Source organism: Caballeronia zhejiangensis (assembly GCF_000698575.1).
In the GTDB taxonomy this organism is placed as follows: Bacteria; Pseudomonadota; Gammaproteobacteria; order Burkholderiales; family Burkholderiaceae; genus Caballeronia; species Caballeronia zhejiangensis.
Genome location: NZ_JFHD01000025.1, coordinates 52,171 through 69,676, shown reverse-complemented (window position 1 = coordinate 69,676; position 17,506 = coordinate 52,171). Strand labels below are relative to the sequence as shown.

Sequence of the window (17,506 nt, the reverse complement as noted above, 5' to 3'; positions counted from 1 at the left end):
ATCAATCGATCACCTTTACGCCCCGGTTGTTTTTGCGTAATATGGCGCTCAGTCACGCGCTTTCGCCTAGGAAAGCGCCACCTCGTCCGGCTGGATGGCCCGGCGTTCGCTCACCGATCGCCCTTTACGCCTCTCCCCGGTGCGTGCTCCCAATCAATATGACCGATTACAATCGGGCGAGCGCGTCTTGAAACTCCGCGTCCAGCTTTATCGTTCGCACCATTTTGGTGGCGTTCGGTCCTGCGCAAGCTCGATTTGAATTGAATCATTGACCATATAGGGTTGACCCAAGCTGCATGAATACCCAAGAGGCGAAGATCGTCCTCGAGACTGCTTTGATTTGCGCGCAGGAACCGCTGAGGCTGAATGAATTGCGCAAGCTGTTCGCCGACGACATTTCGGCGGATACCGTTCGCACGTTGCTCGAAGCGCTCAAGGCCGACTGGTCGGGACGCGGCGTGGAACTGGTCGCGCTTGCCTCGGGCTGGCGTTTTCAGAGCAAGCCCGCGATGCGGGCCTATCTCGACAGGCTGCACCCGGAAAAGCCGCCCAAGTATTCGCGGGCCGTACTCGAAACGCTGGCGATCATTGCCTATCGGCAACCAGTGACGCGGGGCGATATCGAAGAGATCCGCGGCGTGACGGTGAACACGCAGGTCGTGAAGCAACTGGAGGACCGTGGCTGGATCGAGGTGATCGGTCATCGCGACGTGCCGGGCCGCCCGGCACTGTACGCGACGACCAAGCAGTTTCTCGACGATCTCGGCCTGACCGCGCTCGACGAGTTGCCCGCGCTGGACAATCCGTCGGCGCAGCTCGAAGCATCGCTGCTCGCGCAGCATTCGATCGAATTTCCCGACAGCATCGCCGGGAATGCGCCGCCGGCGGGCATCGAGCCGCCGGCCACGCCACAAGCGTCGAATGACGGGGAACCTGACGCCCCGGCGCAGGTCTTCGCCGTTGAAGCGCTGGAATCGGCGGAATCCGCCGAGCCCGACGCTTCGGCCGATGAGCGCGCGGCCGCCGGGCCGGCGGAGCAAGAACAGACAGAAGAACAGCAGGAAAGACTCGGAACGGAACGTGCGGATGCGCTGGACGAGCGCGCCGCGTCGACAGCCGGGATTCACGCACAGCCTTTGGGCACCGCGCACGATGCGCCCGTTCCGATGCCGCGTGAAGACGAAAGAGATGCGAGTCCATCGAACGAAGCCGAACTGGACGACGACTCCGAAGAACCGAAGGCGCGCCGCGCCTGACGCAATTTGCATGGCCCCTGATCTGGCAATCCGGCTCTCCATAAAGATTATTTCGAGACGACCAGCCGGACCGGTCAGCGGATTTTTTGACGCGCCCGCGACGGGCGCGCGATTCGACATTTGAGGTTGTTTTGACACACTCCCACGACAGCGATTCGCCTGAATCCGCGCGCCCCGTGCACGCCGCGGACGCACCTGAGTCGGCCGATGCCGGCGACAGCACGCGCACCGACCGCGCCGATGAAGGCGGCGAGGGCGATGACCGTCCGCGCCGCGGATTGCGCCGCGGGCCGCGCAGCCTGATCGCACGGCGTCGCGCTGTCGCGAAGACCAAGGGCGCCGACGCTGCGCCAGGCGCGCCGGGCGCCGTCAACGAGACGCCGCCCGATGGCGTCGTGGCGGCACAAGTGCGTACCCCGCGCAAGGATCCGGGCGCGAAGCCGCGCAAGGGCGAAGGGGCGAGTCCGCGCGGCCGCAAGAGCGCGCGCGCGGAAGCGGGCGAAACCGGCGTCGAAGCAGCGGACGAGGCCGGCGTACAGGCCGCCGCGCCCGCGCCGCGCGAAGGCGGCCGGCGCAAGAATCCGCCGCAGCAAAAGCGCGGCAAGCGCAGCGACGCGGGACCGGCGACCGTCGAGAGCGCGGCTGCTGCAGCCGTCGACGACGTGTTCGCCTACGTGACCTCGCCGGCCTTCGACGCCGACAACGGTTCGGCCGGCGTGCGCGCCCCGATGCTGCGACGCGGCCGCAATGCACCGCAAAAGCGCGTGCTGGAACCGGACGAAGACGCGCCGAAGCTGCACAAGGTGCTCGCGGATGCGGGCATGGGTTCGCGGCGCGACATGGAAGAGTTGATCATCGCCGGGCGCGTATCGGTGAACGGCGAGCCGGCGCATATCGGCCAGCGCATCATGCCGACCGATCAGGTGCGCATCAACGGCAAGCCGCTCAAGCGCAAGCTCGCGAGCAAGCCGCCGCGCATCCTGCTGTATCACAAGCCGACGGGCGAGATCGTCAGCCATGCCGACCCGGAAGGGCGTCCGTCCGTGTTCGACAAGCTGCCGTCGATGAAAACCGCCAAATGGCTCGCGGTCGGGCGTCTCGACTTCAATACGGAAGGCCTGCTGTTGCTCACGACGTCCGGCGATCTGGCGAACCGCTTCATGCATCCGCGCTACAGCGTCGAGCGTGAGTACGCGGTGCGCGTGGTCGGACAACTGTCCGAGGCGATGAAGCAGAAGCTGCTGAAAGGCGTCGAGCTCGACGACGGTCCCGCCAACTTCTTGCGCATCCAGGACGGCGGCGGCGAAGGCACGAATCACTGGTATCACGTCGCGCTGGCGGAAGGCCGGAATCGCGAAGTGCGCCGTATGTTCGAGGCGGCCGGCCTGATGGTGAGCCGCCTGATCCGCACGCGTCATGGTCCGATCGCGCTGCCGCGCGGCCTGAAGCGCGGCCGCTGGGAAGAGCTCGAGGACAATCAGGTGCGCAGCCTGATGGCGTCGGTCGGGCTGAAATTGCCGACGGCCGAGAAGGGCGGACGCAGCGCCGCGCCGCGTGTGCAACCCGATCCGATGCAGACGTCGATGGGCTTCATCACGCGCGAGCCGGTGCTGAGCTCGCACTCGCGCATGACGCAGCAGCAGACGCCGGGACGCGGCGGCCGGCGCGGCCAGCCGGGCGGTGTGCCGGGCAGCTTCGGGCTCGGCGGCATGGGCGGATTCGGCGGCAACACGGGCAATGCAGGCAACGGGGGCGGCATGGGCCGTCGCGGCGGCCGGGAGCCGAACGGCAACCGCATCGGCAACGAGCCCAACGGCAATCGCGCTAACGGCGCACGGCCGGGTCCGCGCGGCGCGCGTCCGCAAGGCGGCGGTCCGCAGGGCGCGGGCGGCGCCGGCAAGCGTGCCGCCGGTGGCAACGCACCGCGGGGCAATCGCCAGGGCGGCGGACAGCAGGGCGCTGGCCAGAACAAAGCCGGCGGCGCGGGCCGGGGCGCGCGTAATCGCTCGCGCGGCCGCTGAGCGCGATATGTAAAAAATCGCAAAGACGTCGCCGGGGGAAGTCCAAAAGCGGGATGCGAAGCATCGGTCCGCCCCCGGCGACGAAAATCTCGCGTTTCGCTCTTTCTGATCGTTAGGACAAACCGGCGTGAAACCGGGTCCAACAGGGGCGAAAGTGCGCGTTACGTTTGCGTTTATCCTGAAAAATGGCTAAAATCATGAAGTCGCTGGGCACGTAGTTTTCTTTCGCTGCCCTGAGTGCGACCTCGGTTGAAAAATGTGGGCGTTGCGCCCATTTTTTTTTGGCTATTCGGTTCGGCATCTCGGGAGCAGGGGTGCGCGCCCGCATGAAGGCGCTCGCCCGCAGGTGTTTCGGCGTGGAGCGCGCGAACACCTTGGAGTTACTGTGCAACTGACGGAATTGATTGAAACCACGGTCTCGAGCCTTGGCTACGAGCTTGTCGATCTCGAGCGTTCGGGAGGCGGCATGCTGCGTGTCTACATCGACCAGCCGGCTGGTATCGCGATCGAAGACTGCGAGAAGGTCACCCGTCAGCTCCAATATTTGTTTGAAGTCGAGAACATCGACTACGACCGGCTCGAAGTATCGTCGCCGGGGCTCGACCGCCCGCTCAAGAAACTGGCGGATTTCGAGCGCTTCGCGGGGAGCGAAGTCGCCATTACATTGAAGAAGCCGCTGGACGGGCGCAAGTCGTTCCGCGGCATCCTGCACGCCCCTGACGGCGAAACGATCGGATTGGAATTTGAAGGGAAGGACGGCGCTGCGATGCTCGATTTCACGCTCGCGGACCTCGATAAGGCACGTCTCGTCCCCAAGGTTGACTTTAGGAGCCGCAAACAATGAGTCGCGAAGTATTGATGCTGGCGGATGCGCTGGCACGCGAAAAGAACGTCAACAAGGACGTCGTGTACGCAGCGCTGGAAGCTGCGCTTGCTTCGGCAACGAAGAAGCTCTTCGAGGAAGACGTGGATATTCGTGTCGCCATCGACCGTGAGAGCGGCGAACACGAAACTTTCCGCCGCTGGCGCGTCGTGCCGGACGAGGCCGGCCTGCAAGAGCCGGATCAGGAAATCCTGCTGTTCGAAGCGAAGGAGCAAAAGCCCGACGCGCAAGTTGACGAATTCATCGAGGAGCCGATTCCGTCGATCGAATTCGGCCGTATCGGCGCGCAGGCCGCCAAGCAGGTGATCCTGCAGAAGGTGCGCGACGCCGAGCGCGAACAGATTCTGAACGACTTCCTCGAGCGCGGCGAAAAGATCATGACCGGCTCGGTGAAGCGCCTGGACAAGGGTAATTTCATTGTCGAGTCGGGCCGTGTCGAAGCGCTGCTGCGCCGCGACCAGCTGATTCCGAAGGAAAACCTGCGCGTGGGCGACCGCGTGCGCGCGTACATCGCGAAGGTCGACCGCACCGCGCGCGGCCCGCAGATCGAACTCTCGCGCACCGCGCCCGAGTTCCTGATGAAGCTGTTCGAACTCGAAGTACCGGAAATCGAGCAAGGTCTGCTGGAAATCAAGGCCGCCGCGCGCGATCCCGGCGTGCGTGCGAAAATCGGCGTGATCGCCTACGACAAGCGGATCGATCCTATCGGCACTTGCGTCGGCATCCGCGGTTCGCGCGTGCAGGCCGTGCGTAACGAGCTCGGTGGCGAGAACGTCGACATCGTGCTATGGTCGGAAGATCCCGCGCAGTTCGTGATCGGCGCTCTCGCGCCGGCAGCCGTCCAGTCGATCGTCGTCGATGAAGAAAAGCATTCGATGGACGTCGTCGTGGACGAAAACGAGCTCGCCGTCGCCATCGGCCGCGCCGGCCAGAACGTGAGGCTCGCGAGCGAACTCACCGGCTGGCAAATCAATATCATGACGCCGGACGAGTCCGCGCTGAAGCAGAACGAAGAGCGTGGCAAGTTGCGCGACCTGTTCATGGCGCGTCTGGATGTGGACGAGGAAGTCGCCGACATCCTGATCGACGAAGGCTTCACGAGTCTCGAAGAAATCGCCTACGTGCCGCTCAACGAAATGCTCGAAATCGAAGCGTTCGACGAAGACACCGTGCACGAGCTGCGCAATCGCTCGCGCGACGCGCTCCTCACGATGGCGATCGCCAACGAAGAGAAGGTGGAAGGTGTTGCCCTCGATTTGAAGAGCCTCGACGGCATGGACAACGAGCTTCTCGCAAAGCTCGCCGAGCACCAGATTCAGACCCGCGACGATCTCGCGGAGCTGGCAGTAGATGAACTGGTCGAAATGACCGGAATGCAAGAGGATGCCGCTAAGGCGTTGATCATGAAAGCACGTGAACACTGGTTCCAGTGAGAAATGACCATGGCGCACTGATATTTGGCGGCCTGTCTGGCCGCGTGACCCCGATCTAACCGCAAGGATTGGTCCTTGCATCAAGAGGAATGAATGGCGAGTAACAACGTAGCCCAATTTGCCGCGGAACTCAAAATGCCTGCGGGCGTCCTGCTCGAGCAGTTGCAGGCGGCTGGCGTCCAGAAAGCGAGCGCGAACGACGATCTGTCCGAGACGGACAAGGCGCGTCTGCTCGATCATTTGCGCAAGTCGCACGGTTCCGCCGACGCCGACAAGCGCAAGATCACTTTGACCCGCCGGCATACGTCGGAAATCAAGCAATCCGACGCAACGGGTAAAGCTCGCACCATTCAGGTCGAGGTGCGCAAGAAGCGTGTTTTCGTGAAACGCGACGAAACCGGTGTGGAGCAGGCCGAGGCCGCGCCGAATCACGTCGAAGAGCCGGAAGTCGACGAAGCCGAACTGCAGCGTCGCGAGGAAGAAGCGCGCCGTGCCGCCGAGCAGCTCGAGCGCGAAGAGCGCGAGCTGAAGGAACAGCAGGCGAAGCTGGAGCGCGAAGAAGCCGAGCGCCGCGCTCGCGAGGAAGCGGCGGAAGCCGAGCGCAAGAAGCAGGAAGAGGAAGCGGCGCGCCGCGCGGCGGCTGCGGCTCAGGCTGCCGAAATCTCGCGTGCGGCGCAGGCTGCGCGTCAGGAAGCGCGCACGCAACCGGCCGTCGAAGCGAAGCCGGAACCGAAGCAGGACGACACCGCGCAGCGCGAAGCCGCCGAAAAGGCAGCGGAAGAGAAGGCTGCGAGCGAGCGTGCCGCGCAGCGTGAAGCCGCGAAGAAGGCGGAAGAAGACGCGAAGGCGAAGGCCGAAAAGGCTCGGCTCGAGCAGGAAGCCATCGCGAAGCGCCGTGCGGCGGCGGAAGCCGAAGCCCGCGCGATCCGCGAAATGATGAACACCCCGCGCAAGGCGCAAGTAAAGGCGCCGGAACCCGCGCCTGCACCGAAGCCCGCCGAAGCGGCGAAGGCCGCCGAAGCGAAGGGCACGCTGCACAAGCCCGCGAAGCCGGAAGGCGCGCAGGCGGCACGTCCCGCAGCGGCGAAGAAGCCGGCTGCAGGCGCGCCGGCACCCGCATCGACGGCTCCCGCAGGCGCCGGCGACAAGAAGAAGGCTGGCAAGGGCGGCTGGCAGCAGGACGACGCATCGAAGCGTCGCGGCATGAAGACGCGTGGCGATTCGAGCGGTGGTGTCGATCGCGGCTGGCGCGGCGGTCCGAAGGGTCGCGGCAAGCATCAGGAACAGACGTCATTCCAGGCGCCGACCGAGCCGATCGTCCGTGAAGTGCACGTGCCGGAAACCATTTCCGTCGCGGACCTCGCGCACAAGATGTCGGTGAAGGCTTCGGAAGTCATCAAGGTGATGATGAAGCTCGGCCAGATGGTCACGATCAACCAGGTGCTGGACCAGGAAACGGCGATGATCGTCGTCGAGGAACTGGGCCATCGCGCGGTCGCGGCGAAGCTGGACGACCCGGAAGCGTTGCTGATCGAAGGCGAAACCACCGAGGAAACGGCAGAGAAGCTGCCGCGTCCGCCGGTTGTCACCGTCATGGGTCACGTCGACCACGGCAAGACCTCGCTGCTGGACTACATCCGTCGCGCGAAAGTGGCGGCGGGCGAAGCGGGCGGCATCACGCAGCATATCGGCGCATATCACGTCGATACGCCGCGCGGCGTCATCACCTTCCTCGACACGCCGGGTCACGAGGCCTTCACGGCCATGCGTGCGCGCGGCGCGAAAGCGACCGACATCGTCATTCTGGTGGTCGCAGCCGACGACGGCGTGATGCCGCAGACGAAGGAAGCGATCGCTCACGCGAAGGCGGGCGGCGTGCCGATCGTCGTTGCGATCAACAAGATCGACAAGCCGGAAGCGAACCCCGACCGCGTGAAGCAGGAACTCGTCGCGGAAGGCGTGGTGCCGGAAGAGTACGGCGGCGATTCGCCGTTCATCGAAGTGTCGGCGAAGACCGGCCGGGGCATCGACGATCTGCTCGAAAACGTGTCGCTGCAAGCCGAAGTGCTGGAACTCACCGCGCCGGTGGAAGCCGCTGCGAAGGGTCTCGTCATCGAAGCGAAGCTGGACAAGGGCAAGGGCCCGGTCGCGACCATTCTGGTGCAGTCGGGCACGCTGAACCGCGGCGACGTGGTTCTCGCGGGCAGCGCCTACGGTCGCGTGCGAGCCATGCTCGACGAAACCGGCAAGCCGACGAAGACGGCGGGTCCGTCGATCCCGGTGGAAATCCAGGGTCTGTCGGAAGTGCCGGCGGCGGGCGAGGAAGTCATCGTGCTGCCGGACGAGCGCAAGGCGCGCGAAATTGCGCTGTTCCGTCAGGGCAAGTTCCGCGACGTCAAGCTTGCGAAGCAACAGGCCGCCAAGCTCGAGAACATGCTCGAGCAGATGGGCGAAGGCGAAGTGCAGAACCTGCCGCTCATCGTCAAGGCGGACGTGCAGGGCTCGCAGGAAGCGCTGGTCCAGTCGCTGCAGAAGCTGTCGACCAACGAGGTGCGCGTGCAGATCGTGCACAGCGCGGTTGGCGCGATCAGCGAATCGGACGTCAACCTGGCGACGGCATCGAAGGCGGTCATCATCGGCTTCAACACGCGTGCGGATGCTCAGGCGCGCAAGGTGGCCGAGGCGAACGGCATCGACATCCGCTACTACAACATCATCTATGACGCAGTGGATGAGGTGAAGGCGGCGATGTCCGGCATGCTCGCGCCGGAGAAGCGCGAAACGGTGACGGGCATGGTCGAGGTGCGCCAGGTCATCCGCGTGCCGAAGGTCGGCCTGATCGCGGGTTGTATGGTCACGGACGGCGTGGTCAAGCGTTCCTCGTCGGTGCGCGTGATCCGCAACAACGTCGTGATTCACACCGGCGAGCTCGATTCGCTCAAGCGCTTCAAGGACGACGTCAAGGAAGTGCGTCAGGGCTTCGAGTGCGGTATGTCGATCAAGAACTTCAGCGATATCGTCGAAGGCGATCAGTTCGAAGTCTTCGAAGTGACGGAAGTGGCTCGCACGCTGTAATGCGCTAGCCGCTGAAAAAAGGGCGGGGTGAGCCTTGCGGCTCGCTCCGCCCTTTTTGCTTCAGGCGGCGCGACAAGAATACGGAAACGAAATCATGGCTAAAAAACGGACATCCGCGAACCGCAACGTGCAGATTGCGGATCAGATCCAGCGCGATCTTTCGGAACTGATGCGCGAGGTGAAAGACCCGCGCGTCGGACTCGTGACGATTCAGAGCGTCGAGCTCACGCCTGACTACGCGCACGCGAAGGTCTACTTCACGACGCTGACGGGCGATCCGAAGCAGACGCAGGAAGGGCTCAATCATGCGGCGGGACATCTGCACAATATGCTGTTCAAGCGCCTGCACATCCACACGGTGCCGACGCTGCATTTCCACTATGACCAGACGATCGAGAAGGCCGTCGAGATGTCGCGCCTGATCGACGAGGCAAACGCGACGCGCGCAAAAGATGACGAAGAAGGTGCGTGAGTGAGGGGCGGTCCGAAGATTCCCCGCCGCGCGCTCGACGGCGTGCTCTTGCTGGACAAGCCGCTCGGGCTGTCGAGCAACGATGCGCTCATCAAGGCAAAGCGGATTTATCTGGCGAAGAAGGCGGGCCACACGGGTACGCTCGATCCGCTCGCAACCGGTCTGCTGCCGTTGTGCTTCGGCGAAGCGACGAAGTTCTCGCAAGACCTGCTCGATGCCGACAAGACCTACGAAGCGACGATGCGCCTCGGTATCCGCACGACGACCGGCGATGCCGAAGGCGAGGCGGTGGATACCCGCGACGTGACGTGCGACGAAGCTGCCGTCGTCGAAGCGATGACGCGGTTCATCGGCGAAATCGTGCAAGTCCCGCCGATGTACTCGGCGCTCAAGCGGGACGGCAAGCCGCTCTACGAATACGCGCGCGCCGGTCAGACGGTCGAGCGTGAGGGCAGGCAAGTGACGATTCACGCGCTGCAGTTGATCGCGTGCGCGCTGCCCCTCGTGACGTTTCGCGTGACGTGCAGCAAGGGCACTTACGTACGGACGCTGGCCGAGGACATCGGCGAAGCGCTCGGCTGCGGCGCGCATCTGACGGCGTTGCGGCGCACCGGTGTCGGCGCGCTGACGCTCGAACACGCGGTCACGCTCGATCACCTCGCGAGCCTGAGCGAAGCGGAGCGCGACGAGCGGCTTCAGCCCGTCGATGCACTGCTATCCACGTTTCCCGCGGTTCAGTTGAACGACGAAGCGACGCAGCGCTTCCTGCACGGCCAACGTCTGAAGCTCGCGGACGTCGTGAAAACGCGTCTCGAAGCAGGCCGCGTGCGCGTTTATGCGCAAGAAGGCGGCCGTCTGCTGGGCGTGGCGCGCGCGGGCGAGGGTGTGCTCGCGCCGGAACGGCTCATCGTCACGGCGCAATGAAAAAGAGCCCGGTCGATGTCGACCGGGCTCTGTTCTTTTGGGAGCAGTCAGGCGATCAGTGCGCCGCCGATGCCGCCGCCGCCGAATCTCCACCGCCCGAACGCTCGGGCCGCGTGATCCAGATCAGCACGATCAGCGCGACGAAAATCCCCGCCGAAATATAGAACATGTCGTTCACGCCGAGCTGCGCGGCCTGCTGCGTCGCCATGCTGTTATAGAGGCCGACGGTCTGCTCGTGCGTCAGACCGAGCGCGCCCATCTGCTGCATCGAATTCGCGAACACCGGGTTGTACGAATTGGCGCTTTCGACGAGTTGCGCGTGATGCACGATCGAACGATGCTCCCACGCCGTCGAGAAGATCGACGTGCCGATGCCGCCGCACATGATCCGCACGAAGTTCGACAGCCCCGACGCCGCCGGAATTCGATGTCCCGGCAAGCCCGACAGCGTGATCGACACGAGCGGAATGAAGAAGCCCGCCATGCCGATGCCCTGAATCAGCGTCGGTATCGTGAGCGCCCAAGTGTCGACGCCGGTCGTGTAGCGTGAACGCATCCAGAAACACAGCGCGAAGACGAGGAACGCGGCGGTCGCGATGTAACGCGGATCGGTGCGCGGCAGGAATTTGCCGGTGATCGGAGAAAGCAGGATCGCGAACACGCCGACGGGCGCCATCACGAGACCGGCGTTCGTCGCCGTGTAGCCGATATCCGTCTGCAGCCACAGCGGGAGCAGAACGAGATTGCCGAAGTAGAGCCCGTATCCGATCGACAGCGCGATCGTTCCGCCGGTGAAGTTGCGCAGCTCGAAGAGCGACAAATCCACGACCGGATGCTCCGCCGTCAGCTCCCACACGATGAAGAACGCGAACGCGATCACGGCGATGAGCGCGAGCACGACGATCGTCGTCGAGTTGAACCAGTCGAGATCCTTGCCTTTGTCGAGCATGATCTGCAGCGAGCCGACCCAGACGACGAGCAGCCCGAGCCCGACCGTGTCGATCGGCGCCTTGCGGATCGCGGAATCGCGGTCGCGGAAGATCGCGAACGTAGCGAGCGCCGCCGCGATGCCGACCGGAATGTTCACATAGAAGATCCACGGCCACGAGATGTTGTCCGAGATCCATCCGCCGAGGACTGGCCCCGCGACCGGCGCGATCAGCGTGGTCATCGACCACATCGATAGCGCCATCGGCGCTTTTTCGCGCGGATAGCTCGCGAGCAGCAGCGTTTGCGACAGCGGGATCATCGGGCCGGCGACGGCGCCCTGGAATACGCGCGCGGCGAGCAGGAAGGGGAGCGTCGGCGCGAGACCGCAGAGCCACGACGCGATCACGAACAGGATGATCGAGCCGAGAAAGAGCCGCACCTGCCCGAGACGCTGCGTGAGCCAGCCGGTCAACGGCACCGAGATCGCGTTGGCGACCGCGAACGACGTGATGACCCACGTGCCCTGATCCGACGACACGCCGAGATCGCCGGAGATCGACGGAATCGAGACGTTCGCGATCGACGTGTCGAGCACGTTCATGAACACCGCGAGCGATACGGCGATCGTCCCGATGACGAGCTTTCCGCCCGACAGCGGCGGATGTACGACGTTTTGCGAAGACATGTGGCGAGTCCGCTTACATCAGCTTGGCGGCCGACGCCGACTTCGTCGCGCGCCCGTGCGCCGGCGACGCGCTCTGCGCCGACGACCCTGCGCCCGCACCCGTACCCGCGTTCTGCTGGATGATGCGCGCGATCTCCTGATCGGCCTGCGCGCCGTAGTTGTCGAACACATTCGTCTGGTAGACCGTGTTCTGCGCGTTGCCGAGCTGGCCGCCTTGCTCGTCCTTGATGGTGACGTCGACGTTCATCGACAGGCCGATACGCAGCGGATGCGCTTCCAGTTCCTTCGGATCGAGCTGGATGCGCACCGGCAGGCGCTGCACGACCTTGATCCAGTTGCCGGTCGCATTCTGCGCGGGCAGCAGCGAGAAAGCCGAGCCCGTGCCGGCCGAGAAACCGACCACCTTGCCGTGATACACGACGCCCGAACCGTACAGATCGGCCGTCAGCTCGACCGGCTGGCCGATCCGCATGTGCTTGAGCTGCACTTCCTTGAAGTTCGCATCGACCCACACGGCGTTGAGCGGCACGATCGCCATCAGCGGATTGCCCGGCGACACGCGCTGGCCGACTTGCACCGAGCGCTTGGCGACATAGCCCGTGACCGGCGCGGGCAGCGTGTTGCGCGCGTAGTTGATGTAGGAATCGCGGACCTTCGCGGCGGCGGCGAGCACGTTCGGGTGATCGGCGATCGTCGTGTTGGCCGTGAGCGAGCGGTTCGACGCGAGCTCCTGCTCGGCGGCGTCGAGCGCAGCCTGCGCGCTGCGCACCGCGTCGCGGGCATGCGAGATTTCTTCCTGCGAGACTGCACCCGTCTGCGCGACCTGCATGCGGCGCTTCAAATCGTCCTGCGCGCGCGACAGATCGGACCGGCGCAACGCGATCTGCGCTTCGTACTGGTTGTTGTTGACGAAGAACGTGCGTACCTGGCGCACAGTCTGCGCGAGATTTGCCTCGGCCTGATCGAGCGCGACCTTGGAGTCGGCCGGATCGAGCGCGACGAGCGGATCGCCGATCTTCACGGTCTGCGTGTCGTCGGCGTTCACCGAGATCACCGTGCCCACGACCTGCGGCGTGATCTGCACGACGTTGCCATTCACGTAGGCGTCGTCGGTGGCTTCGTGGAAGCGCGCGACGAGGAAGTAGTACAGCCCGTACGCGATAGCCGCGATGATGATGACGAGCACGATCAGCGTCATCAGCGCTCGGCGTTTGCCGTTGCTCTGTTTCGGCGCGGGCGCGGCGGCCGCGGCTGCGTTTTGTTGAGGGTCGCTCATGAAAGACTCCGAAAATTCCGTTTTTGGTCCGATGCGTGTTCTTGTGGGCGCTTAGTTCGACGGCGTGGCCTGATTGGCCGCCTGCGTCGTCGTCTGACTTTGTCCGCTGCGGTCGATCGCGAGATTGCTGCTCGTCGCGTCGAATCCGCCGCCGAGCGACTTGATCAGCGCGATCTGCAGATCGGTGCGCTTCAGGCGCAGATTCGTCACGGCCTGCTCGTTGGCGAGGCGGTTTTCGTCGGCGTTGAGCACCTGCAATTGCGGCGACAGGCCGGCCTTGTAGCGGATCACGGCGAGCTGATACGCGCTCGACGCCGCCGCGAGCGCGCGCTGGGCGTCGGCCATTTGCTTGTCGAGCGAGCGGATTGCGGAGATGTTGGTCGCGACATCGTTCATCGCGTTGATGAGCGTCTGGTTGTAGTTCGCGACGTCGCCTTCGAAGTCCGCGTAACGGCCTTTCAACTGCGCGCGCAAGGCGCCGGCGTCGAAGATCGGCAGATGGATCGCCGGACCGGCCTGGATCTGGCGGCTGCTCGCCTGCAGGAAGCGGCTCCAGCCGAACGCGTCGAAACCGAAGGCCGCCGCGAGGTTGATGTCCGGGAAGAACTCGGCCTTCGCTTCCTTGATGTTGTGGGTCGCGGCTTCGACCTGCCAGCGCGCGGCGACGATATCCGGGCGGCGCGCGACGAGATCGGCGGGCACGTTGTCGGGCAGCGTCACGTTAACGTTCGGGTCGATCACGGGTTTCGCGATCTTGAGGCCGCGATCCGGGCCTTTGCCGAGCAGCGCCGCGAGCTGATAGCGGACGGTTTCGATCTGGCCGTCGAGTTCCGTCGAGTTCGTCTGACTGGTCGCGACGTTGCCTTCCGCCGTTCGGCGCTCGACGTTGGTGTCGAGCCCGGCCGCGACGCGCCCGTTCGTGATGCGTCCGACGTCCTGACGGTTCGCGATTTCGCGTTGCGCCACGTCACGCAGCGCGTAGAGCAGCGCGAGCTGGTTGTACGTGCGCGCGACCGACGCCGCAAGCGTCACGCGCGCCTGCTGCATGTCGGCTTCGGCGGCTTTCTGCTGCGATACCGCCATGTTGAGGCGCGAGCGGTTCTTGCCCCACAGATCCAGTTCCCACGACGCGCTCGCGAGCACGTTGTTCTCGCTGAACCACGTCCCGCCATAAGGCGGCGGGAAGAGGGCGTTGGCGGAATAGAGTTCGCGCGTCCACGAATACGAGCCGGTGACCTTCGGATAAAGCGCCGAGCGCGACGTCTCGATATACGACGACGCCTTCGCGATGCGCGCCTGCGCCTGCGCGATGCTCGGATTGTCGGCGAGCGCTTCGTCGATCAGTTGCGGCAGTTGCGGATCGCCGAACTGCTTCGCCCAGTCGAGCGTGGGCCATTGGCCGCCTTGGCCCGGCACGCTTTGCGTGGCCTCGAAGTTTTCCGGCGCGGCGATCTGCTTGTCGCTCGAAATGCCCGAATAGTTCGCGCAGCCGGCGAGCGCGAGCGCGGCCACCGCGGCGGCGACGGCGCGCTTCGCACGGCTTTCGCCGCGCATGGCGGACAGGAAGTGCTGGTTCATATCTCGTCTCTCGAGATGCAAATTAAAGGTGGACGTTGCAATCTTTTTGTAGGGTTGCGATGACGAATTTGCTTGTCATCGCAATGACGTACCAGGCTTATCGTTGCCGCCCAGCAGTGGCGCGACGGATGGATCGCACGAGTTCGCGAGAATCCGCCGCAGCATGCTTTTCAGGAAGCCGACTTCCTCCGGCGTGAAACCGGCGAGCAGGTTGTCCAGTACGCGCGTGAAGATGGCGGGTATCTTTTCCGCGGTCGCGTGACCTTCGTCCGTCAGCGCGAGGCGCACGACGCGCCGGTCTTCCTCGCTGCGCACGCGCGAAAGCAGGCCGCGCTTTTCCAGTCTGTCGATGAGACGCGTGACCGCGCTCGCATCGATGCCGTATTCGCGGGCAATATCCGCCGCCGTCAGGCATTTGCCGACCGCCAGCATGAACAGGATGCTTGCCTGCGTGCTCGTGATGCCCAGTTCGGACGTCGTGTGTTGCGTGACCATGTTCCACATGGTCGAGCGGACCCGGCTGATCAGATAGCCGACGCTCTCGGCGAGCACGTAGTCGCCGATCGCCGCGGATTTCGGAGCGTCGCTCATAAGAATATTTGTGCGATTGCAATAGTTGACTAGGCAGGATTATAGGGAGGCGTTTCGCGGCGTGCAAGGATCTTTTCTGAATATGCTTAACAATCCGCCCGCGCCCGGCCTGCGGTTCGTCGCGACCCGACGCCGCGGACATGCGGCAGTTGCTGGCCCGATTTACGGGTTGAGTCCTATTGCCAGGTTTAGCCATCCGTGCGTGCTATACTCTTCGGTTCTCACCGCGCCGGGCCCGCGTAGTCATGCTTGCATGACGCTTTCCAGAGGGGGCTTGCCGAGCCACGGAGTCTCGCAACAGAAGGGACTCGCTCTTACGGCGCACAACCAAGACACTTTCTATGACTCGCGCCCTCCGCAATATCGCCATCATTGCCCACGTCGACCACGGCAAGACCACGCTCGTCGACCAGTTGCTCCGCCAGTCGGGCACCTTCCGGGAAAACCAACAGGTCGCCGAGCGGGTCATGGACTCGAACGACATCGAAAAGGAACGTGGCATCACGATCCTGGCGAAGAACTGCGCCGTCGAATACGAAGGCACGCACATCAACATCGTCGATACGCCGGGACACGCGGACTTCGGCGGTGAAGTGGAGCGCGTGCTGTCGATGGTCGATTCCGTGCTGCTGCTCGTCGACGCCGTCGAAGGCCCGATGCCGCAAACGCGCTTCGTCACGAAGAAGGCGCTCGCGCTCGGCCTGAAGCCGATCGTCGTCGTCAACAAGGTGGACCGTCCGGGCGCGCGTATCGACTGGGTGATCAACCAGACCTTCGATCTGTTCGACAAGCTCGGCGCGACCGAAGAGCAGCTCGACTTCCCGATCGTCTACGCGTCGGGTCTCAACGGCTTCGCCGGCCTCGAACCCGATGTCCGCGAAGGCACGATGCGCCCGCTGTTCGAAGCCATTCTCGAACACGTTCCCGTGCGTCCGGCCGATCCGGACGGTCCTTTGCAGCTTCAGATCACGTCGCTCGACTACAACTCGTACGTCGGCCGTATCGGCGTGGGCCGTGTCGCGCGTGGCCGTATCCGCCCGGGCATGCAGGTGGCCGTGCGCTCGGGTCCGGACGGCGCGATCCTGAATCGCAAGATCAATCAGGTGCTGTCGTTCCACGGCCTCGAGCGCGTGCAGGTGGAAGAGGCGCAGGCCGGCGATATCGTGCTCATCAACGGTATCGAGGAAATCGGCATCGGCGTGACCATCTGCTCGCCGGACAATCCCGAAGCGCTGCCGATGATCACCGTTGACGAGCCGACGCTCACGATGAACTTCCTCGTGAACTCGTCGCCGCTCGCAGGCAAGGAAGGCAAGTTCGTGACGAGCCGCCAGATCCGCGATCGTCTGACGAAGGAACTGAATCACAACGTCGCGCTGCGCGTGAAAGACACCGGCGACGAAACGACGTTCGAAGTGTCGGGCCGCGGCGAACTGCATCTGACGATTCTCGTCGAGAACATGCGCCGTGAAGGTTACGAGTTGGCCGTGTCGCGTCCGCGCGTGGTGCTGCAGGAAATCGACGGCGTGAAGTGCGAGCCGTATGAAAACCTGACGGTCGATATCGAAGACCAGCATCAGGGCGGCGTGATGGAAGAGCTCGGCCGCCGCAAGGGGGAAATGCTCGACATGACCTCGGATGGCCGTGGCCGCACGCGTCTCGAGTACAAGATTTCGGCGCGCGGGCTGATCGGCTTCCAGAGCGAGTTCCTGACGCTCACGCGCGGCACGGGCCTGATGAGCCACACCTTCGATTCGTACGCGCCGGTGAAGGAAGGCTCGGTCGGCGAGCGCCGTAACGGCGTGCTGATCTCGCAGGACGATGGCGCTGCCGTCGCCTATGCGCTGTGGAAGCTGCAGGATCGCGGCCGCATGTTCGTGTCGCCGGGCGATGCGCTCTATGAAGGCATGATCATCGGCATTCACAGCCGTGACAACGACCTGGTCGTGAATCCGATCAAAGGCAAGCAGCTGACGAACGTGCGCGCATCGGGCACTGACGAAGCCGTGCGTCTTGTTCCGCCGATCCAGCTTTCGCTCGAATACGCGGTCGAGTTCATCGACGACGATGAGCTCGTCGAAGTCACGCCGCAGTCGATTCGTCTGCGCAAGCGTCATCTGAAAGAACACGAGCGTCGCCGCGCAAGCCGCGAAGCCAACGCCGAATAAGCTGCGCATGCATCTGTGAGCAACGTCGGAACAAAAGCCGCCTTCGGGCGGCTTTTGTCATTCTTCGATGCCTCGCAACGCACCCTTGCTTATCTCAGAATAGCCCGCACATCCTTGTTGCGTAAAGGATGGCGAGGCGACGACGAGGCGAGGGCACATGCGGCGATACGTCATATGACTATTCGTTCTGTGCTATGCTTCTCGGATTAGCTGT

12 protein-coding genes are annotated in these 17,506 nt (G+C 64.1%); 8 read left to right on the top strand and 4 right to left on the bottom strand.

The window, feature by feature from the left end; genetic code table 11:
• Positions 1 to 296: 296 nt before the first annotated feature.
• The 7 genes from scpB to truB all read left to right on the top strand — a co-directional run bounded on the left by scpB (position 297) and on the right by truB (position 10,064).
• Positions 297 to 1,256, top strand: a complete 960-nt coding sequence (gene scpB, locus BG60_RS25490; protein ID WP_008349227.1) for an SMC-Scp complex subunit ScpB — start codon at positions 297 to 299, stop codon at positions 1,254 to 1,256.
• A 131-nt stretch (positions 1,257 to 1,387) separates the two neighbouring features.
• On the top strand, positions 1,388 to 3,277 hold the full coding sequence (gene rluB, locus BG60_RS25485; RefSeq protein WP_034473207.1) for a 23S rRNA pseudouridine(2605) synthase RluB: 1,890 nt from the start codon (positions 1,388 to 1,390) through the stop codon (positions 3,275 to 3,277).
• A gap of 385 nt (positions 3,278 to 3,662) precedes the next feature.
• On the top strand, positions 3,663 to 4,121 hold the full coding sequence (gene rimP, locus BG60_RS25480; RefSeq protein WP_008349230.1) for a ribosome maturation factor RimP: 459 nt from the start codon (positions 3,663 to 3,665) through the stop codon (positions 4,119 to 4,121).
• Complete coding sequence (gene nusA / locus BG60_RS25475) at positions 4,118 to 5,593, top strand: transcription termination factor NusA (protein WP_008349231.1); 1,476 nt, start codon at positions 4,118 to 4,120, stop codon at positions 5,591 to 5,593. Before rimP ends, nusA begins: the two co-directional genes overlap by 4 nt.
• Before the next feature lie 93 nt (positions 5,594 to 5,686).
• Positions 5,687 to 8,668, top strand: a complete 2,982-nt coding sequence (gene infB, locus BG60_RS25470) for a translation initiation factor IF-2 (protein ID WP_033536385.1) — start codon at positions 5,687 to 5,689, stop codon at positions 8,666 to 8,668.
• A gap of 94 nt (positions 8,669 to 8,762) precedes the next feature.
• Positions 8,763 to 9,140 (top strand): 30S ribosome-binding factor RbfA, encoded by a 378-nt coding sequence (gene rbfA / locus BG60_RS25465; protein WP_008349233.1) that lies wholly within the window; start codon positions 8,763 to 8,765, stop codon positions 9,138 to 9,140.
• Positions 9,141 to 10,064: a tRNA pseudouridine(55) synthase TruB gene (gene truB, locus BG60_RS25460; RefSeq protein WP_034473205.1), complete on the top strand. Its 924-nt coding sequence runs from the start codon at positions 9,141 to 9,143 to the stop codon at positions 10,062 to 10,064.
• Positions 10,065 to 10,119: 55 nt separating this feature from the next.
• Here the strand turns inward: truB and BG60_RS25455 are convergent, their stop codons facing one another.
• The 4 genes from BG60_RS25455 to BG60_RS25440 all read right to left on the bottom strand — a co-directional run bounded on the left by BG60_RS25455 (position 10,120) and on the right by BG60_RS25440 (position 15,124).
• Entirely contained in the window at positions 10,120 to 11,679 is a 1,560-nt protein-coding gene (locus tag BG60_RS25455) for a DHA2 family efflux MFS transporter permease subunit (protein WP_034473204.1), read from the bottom strand.
• Positions 11,680 to 11,692: 13 nt separating this feature from the next.
• On the bottom strand, positions 11,693 to 12,955 hold the full coding sequence (locus BG60_RS25450) for an HlyD/EmrA/EmrK family protein (RefSeq protein ID WP_008349236.1): 1,263 nt from the start codon (positions 12,953 to 12,955) through the stop codon (positions 11,693 to 11,695).
• Positions 12,956 to 13,006: 51 nt separating this feature from the next.
• On the bottom strand, positions 13,007 to 14,533 hold the full coding sequence (locus tag BG60_RS25445; RefSeq protein WP_051996634.1) for an efflux transporter outer membrane subunit: 1,527 nt from the start codon (positions 14,531 to 14,533) through the stop codon (positions 13,007 to 13,009).
• Between the two features lie 75 nt (positions 14,534 to 14,608).
• Positions 14,609 to 15,124 carry a MarR family winged helix-turn-helix transcriptional regulator gene (locus tag BG60_RS25440; protein ID WP_008349239.1) on the bottom strand — a complete coding sequence of 172 codons (516 nt, stop codon included), beginning with the start codon at positions 15,122 to 15,124 and terminating at the stop codon, positions 14,609 to 14,611.
• 341 nt (positions 15,125 to 15,465) lie between these two features.
• On the opposite strand from BG60_RS25440, the gene typA reads away from it, so the two are divergent.
• Complete coding sequence (typA, locus tag BG60_RS25435; protein WP_008349240.1) at positions 15,466 to 17,292, top strand: translational GTPase TypA; 1,827 nt, start codon at positions 15,466 to 15,468, stop codon at positions 17,290 to 17,292.
• Positions 17,293 to 17,506 lie beyond the last annotated feature (214 nt).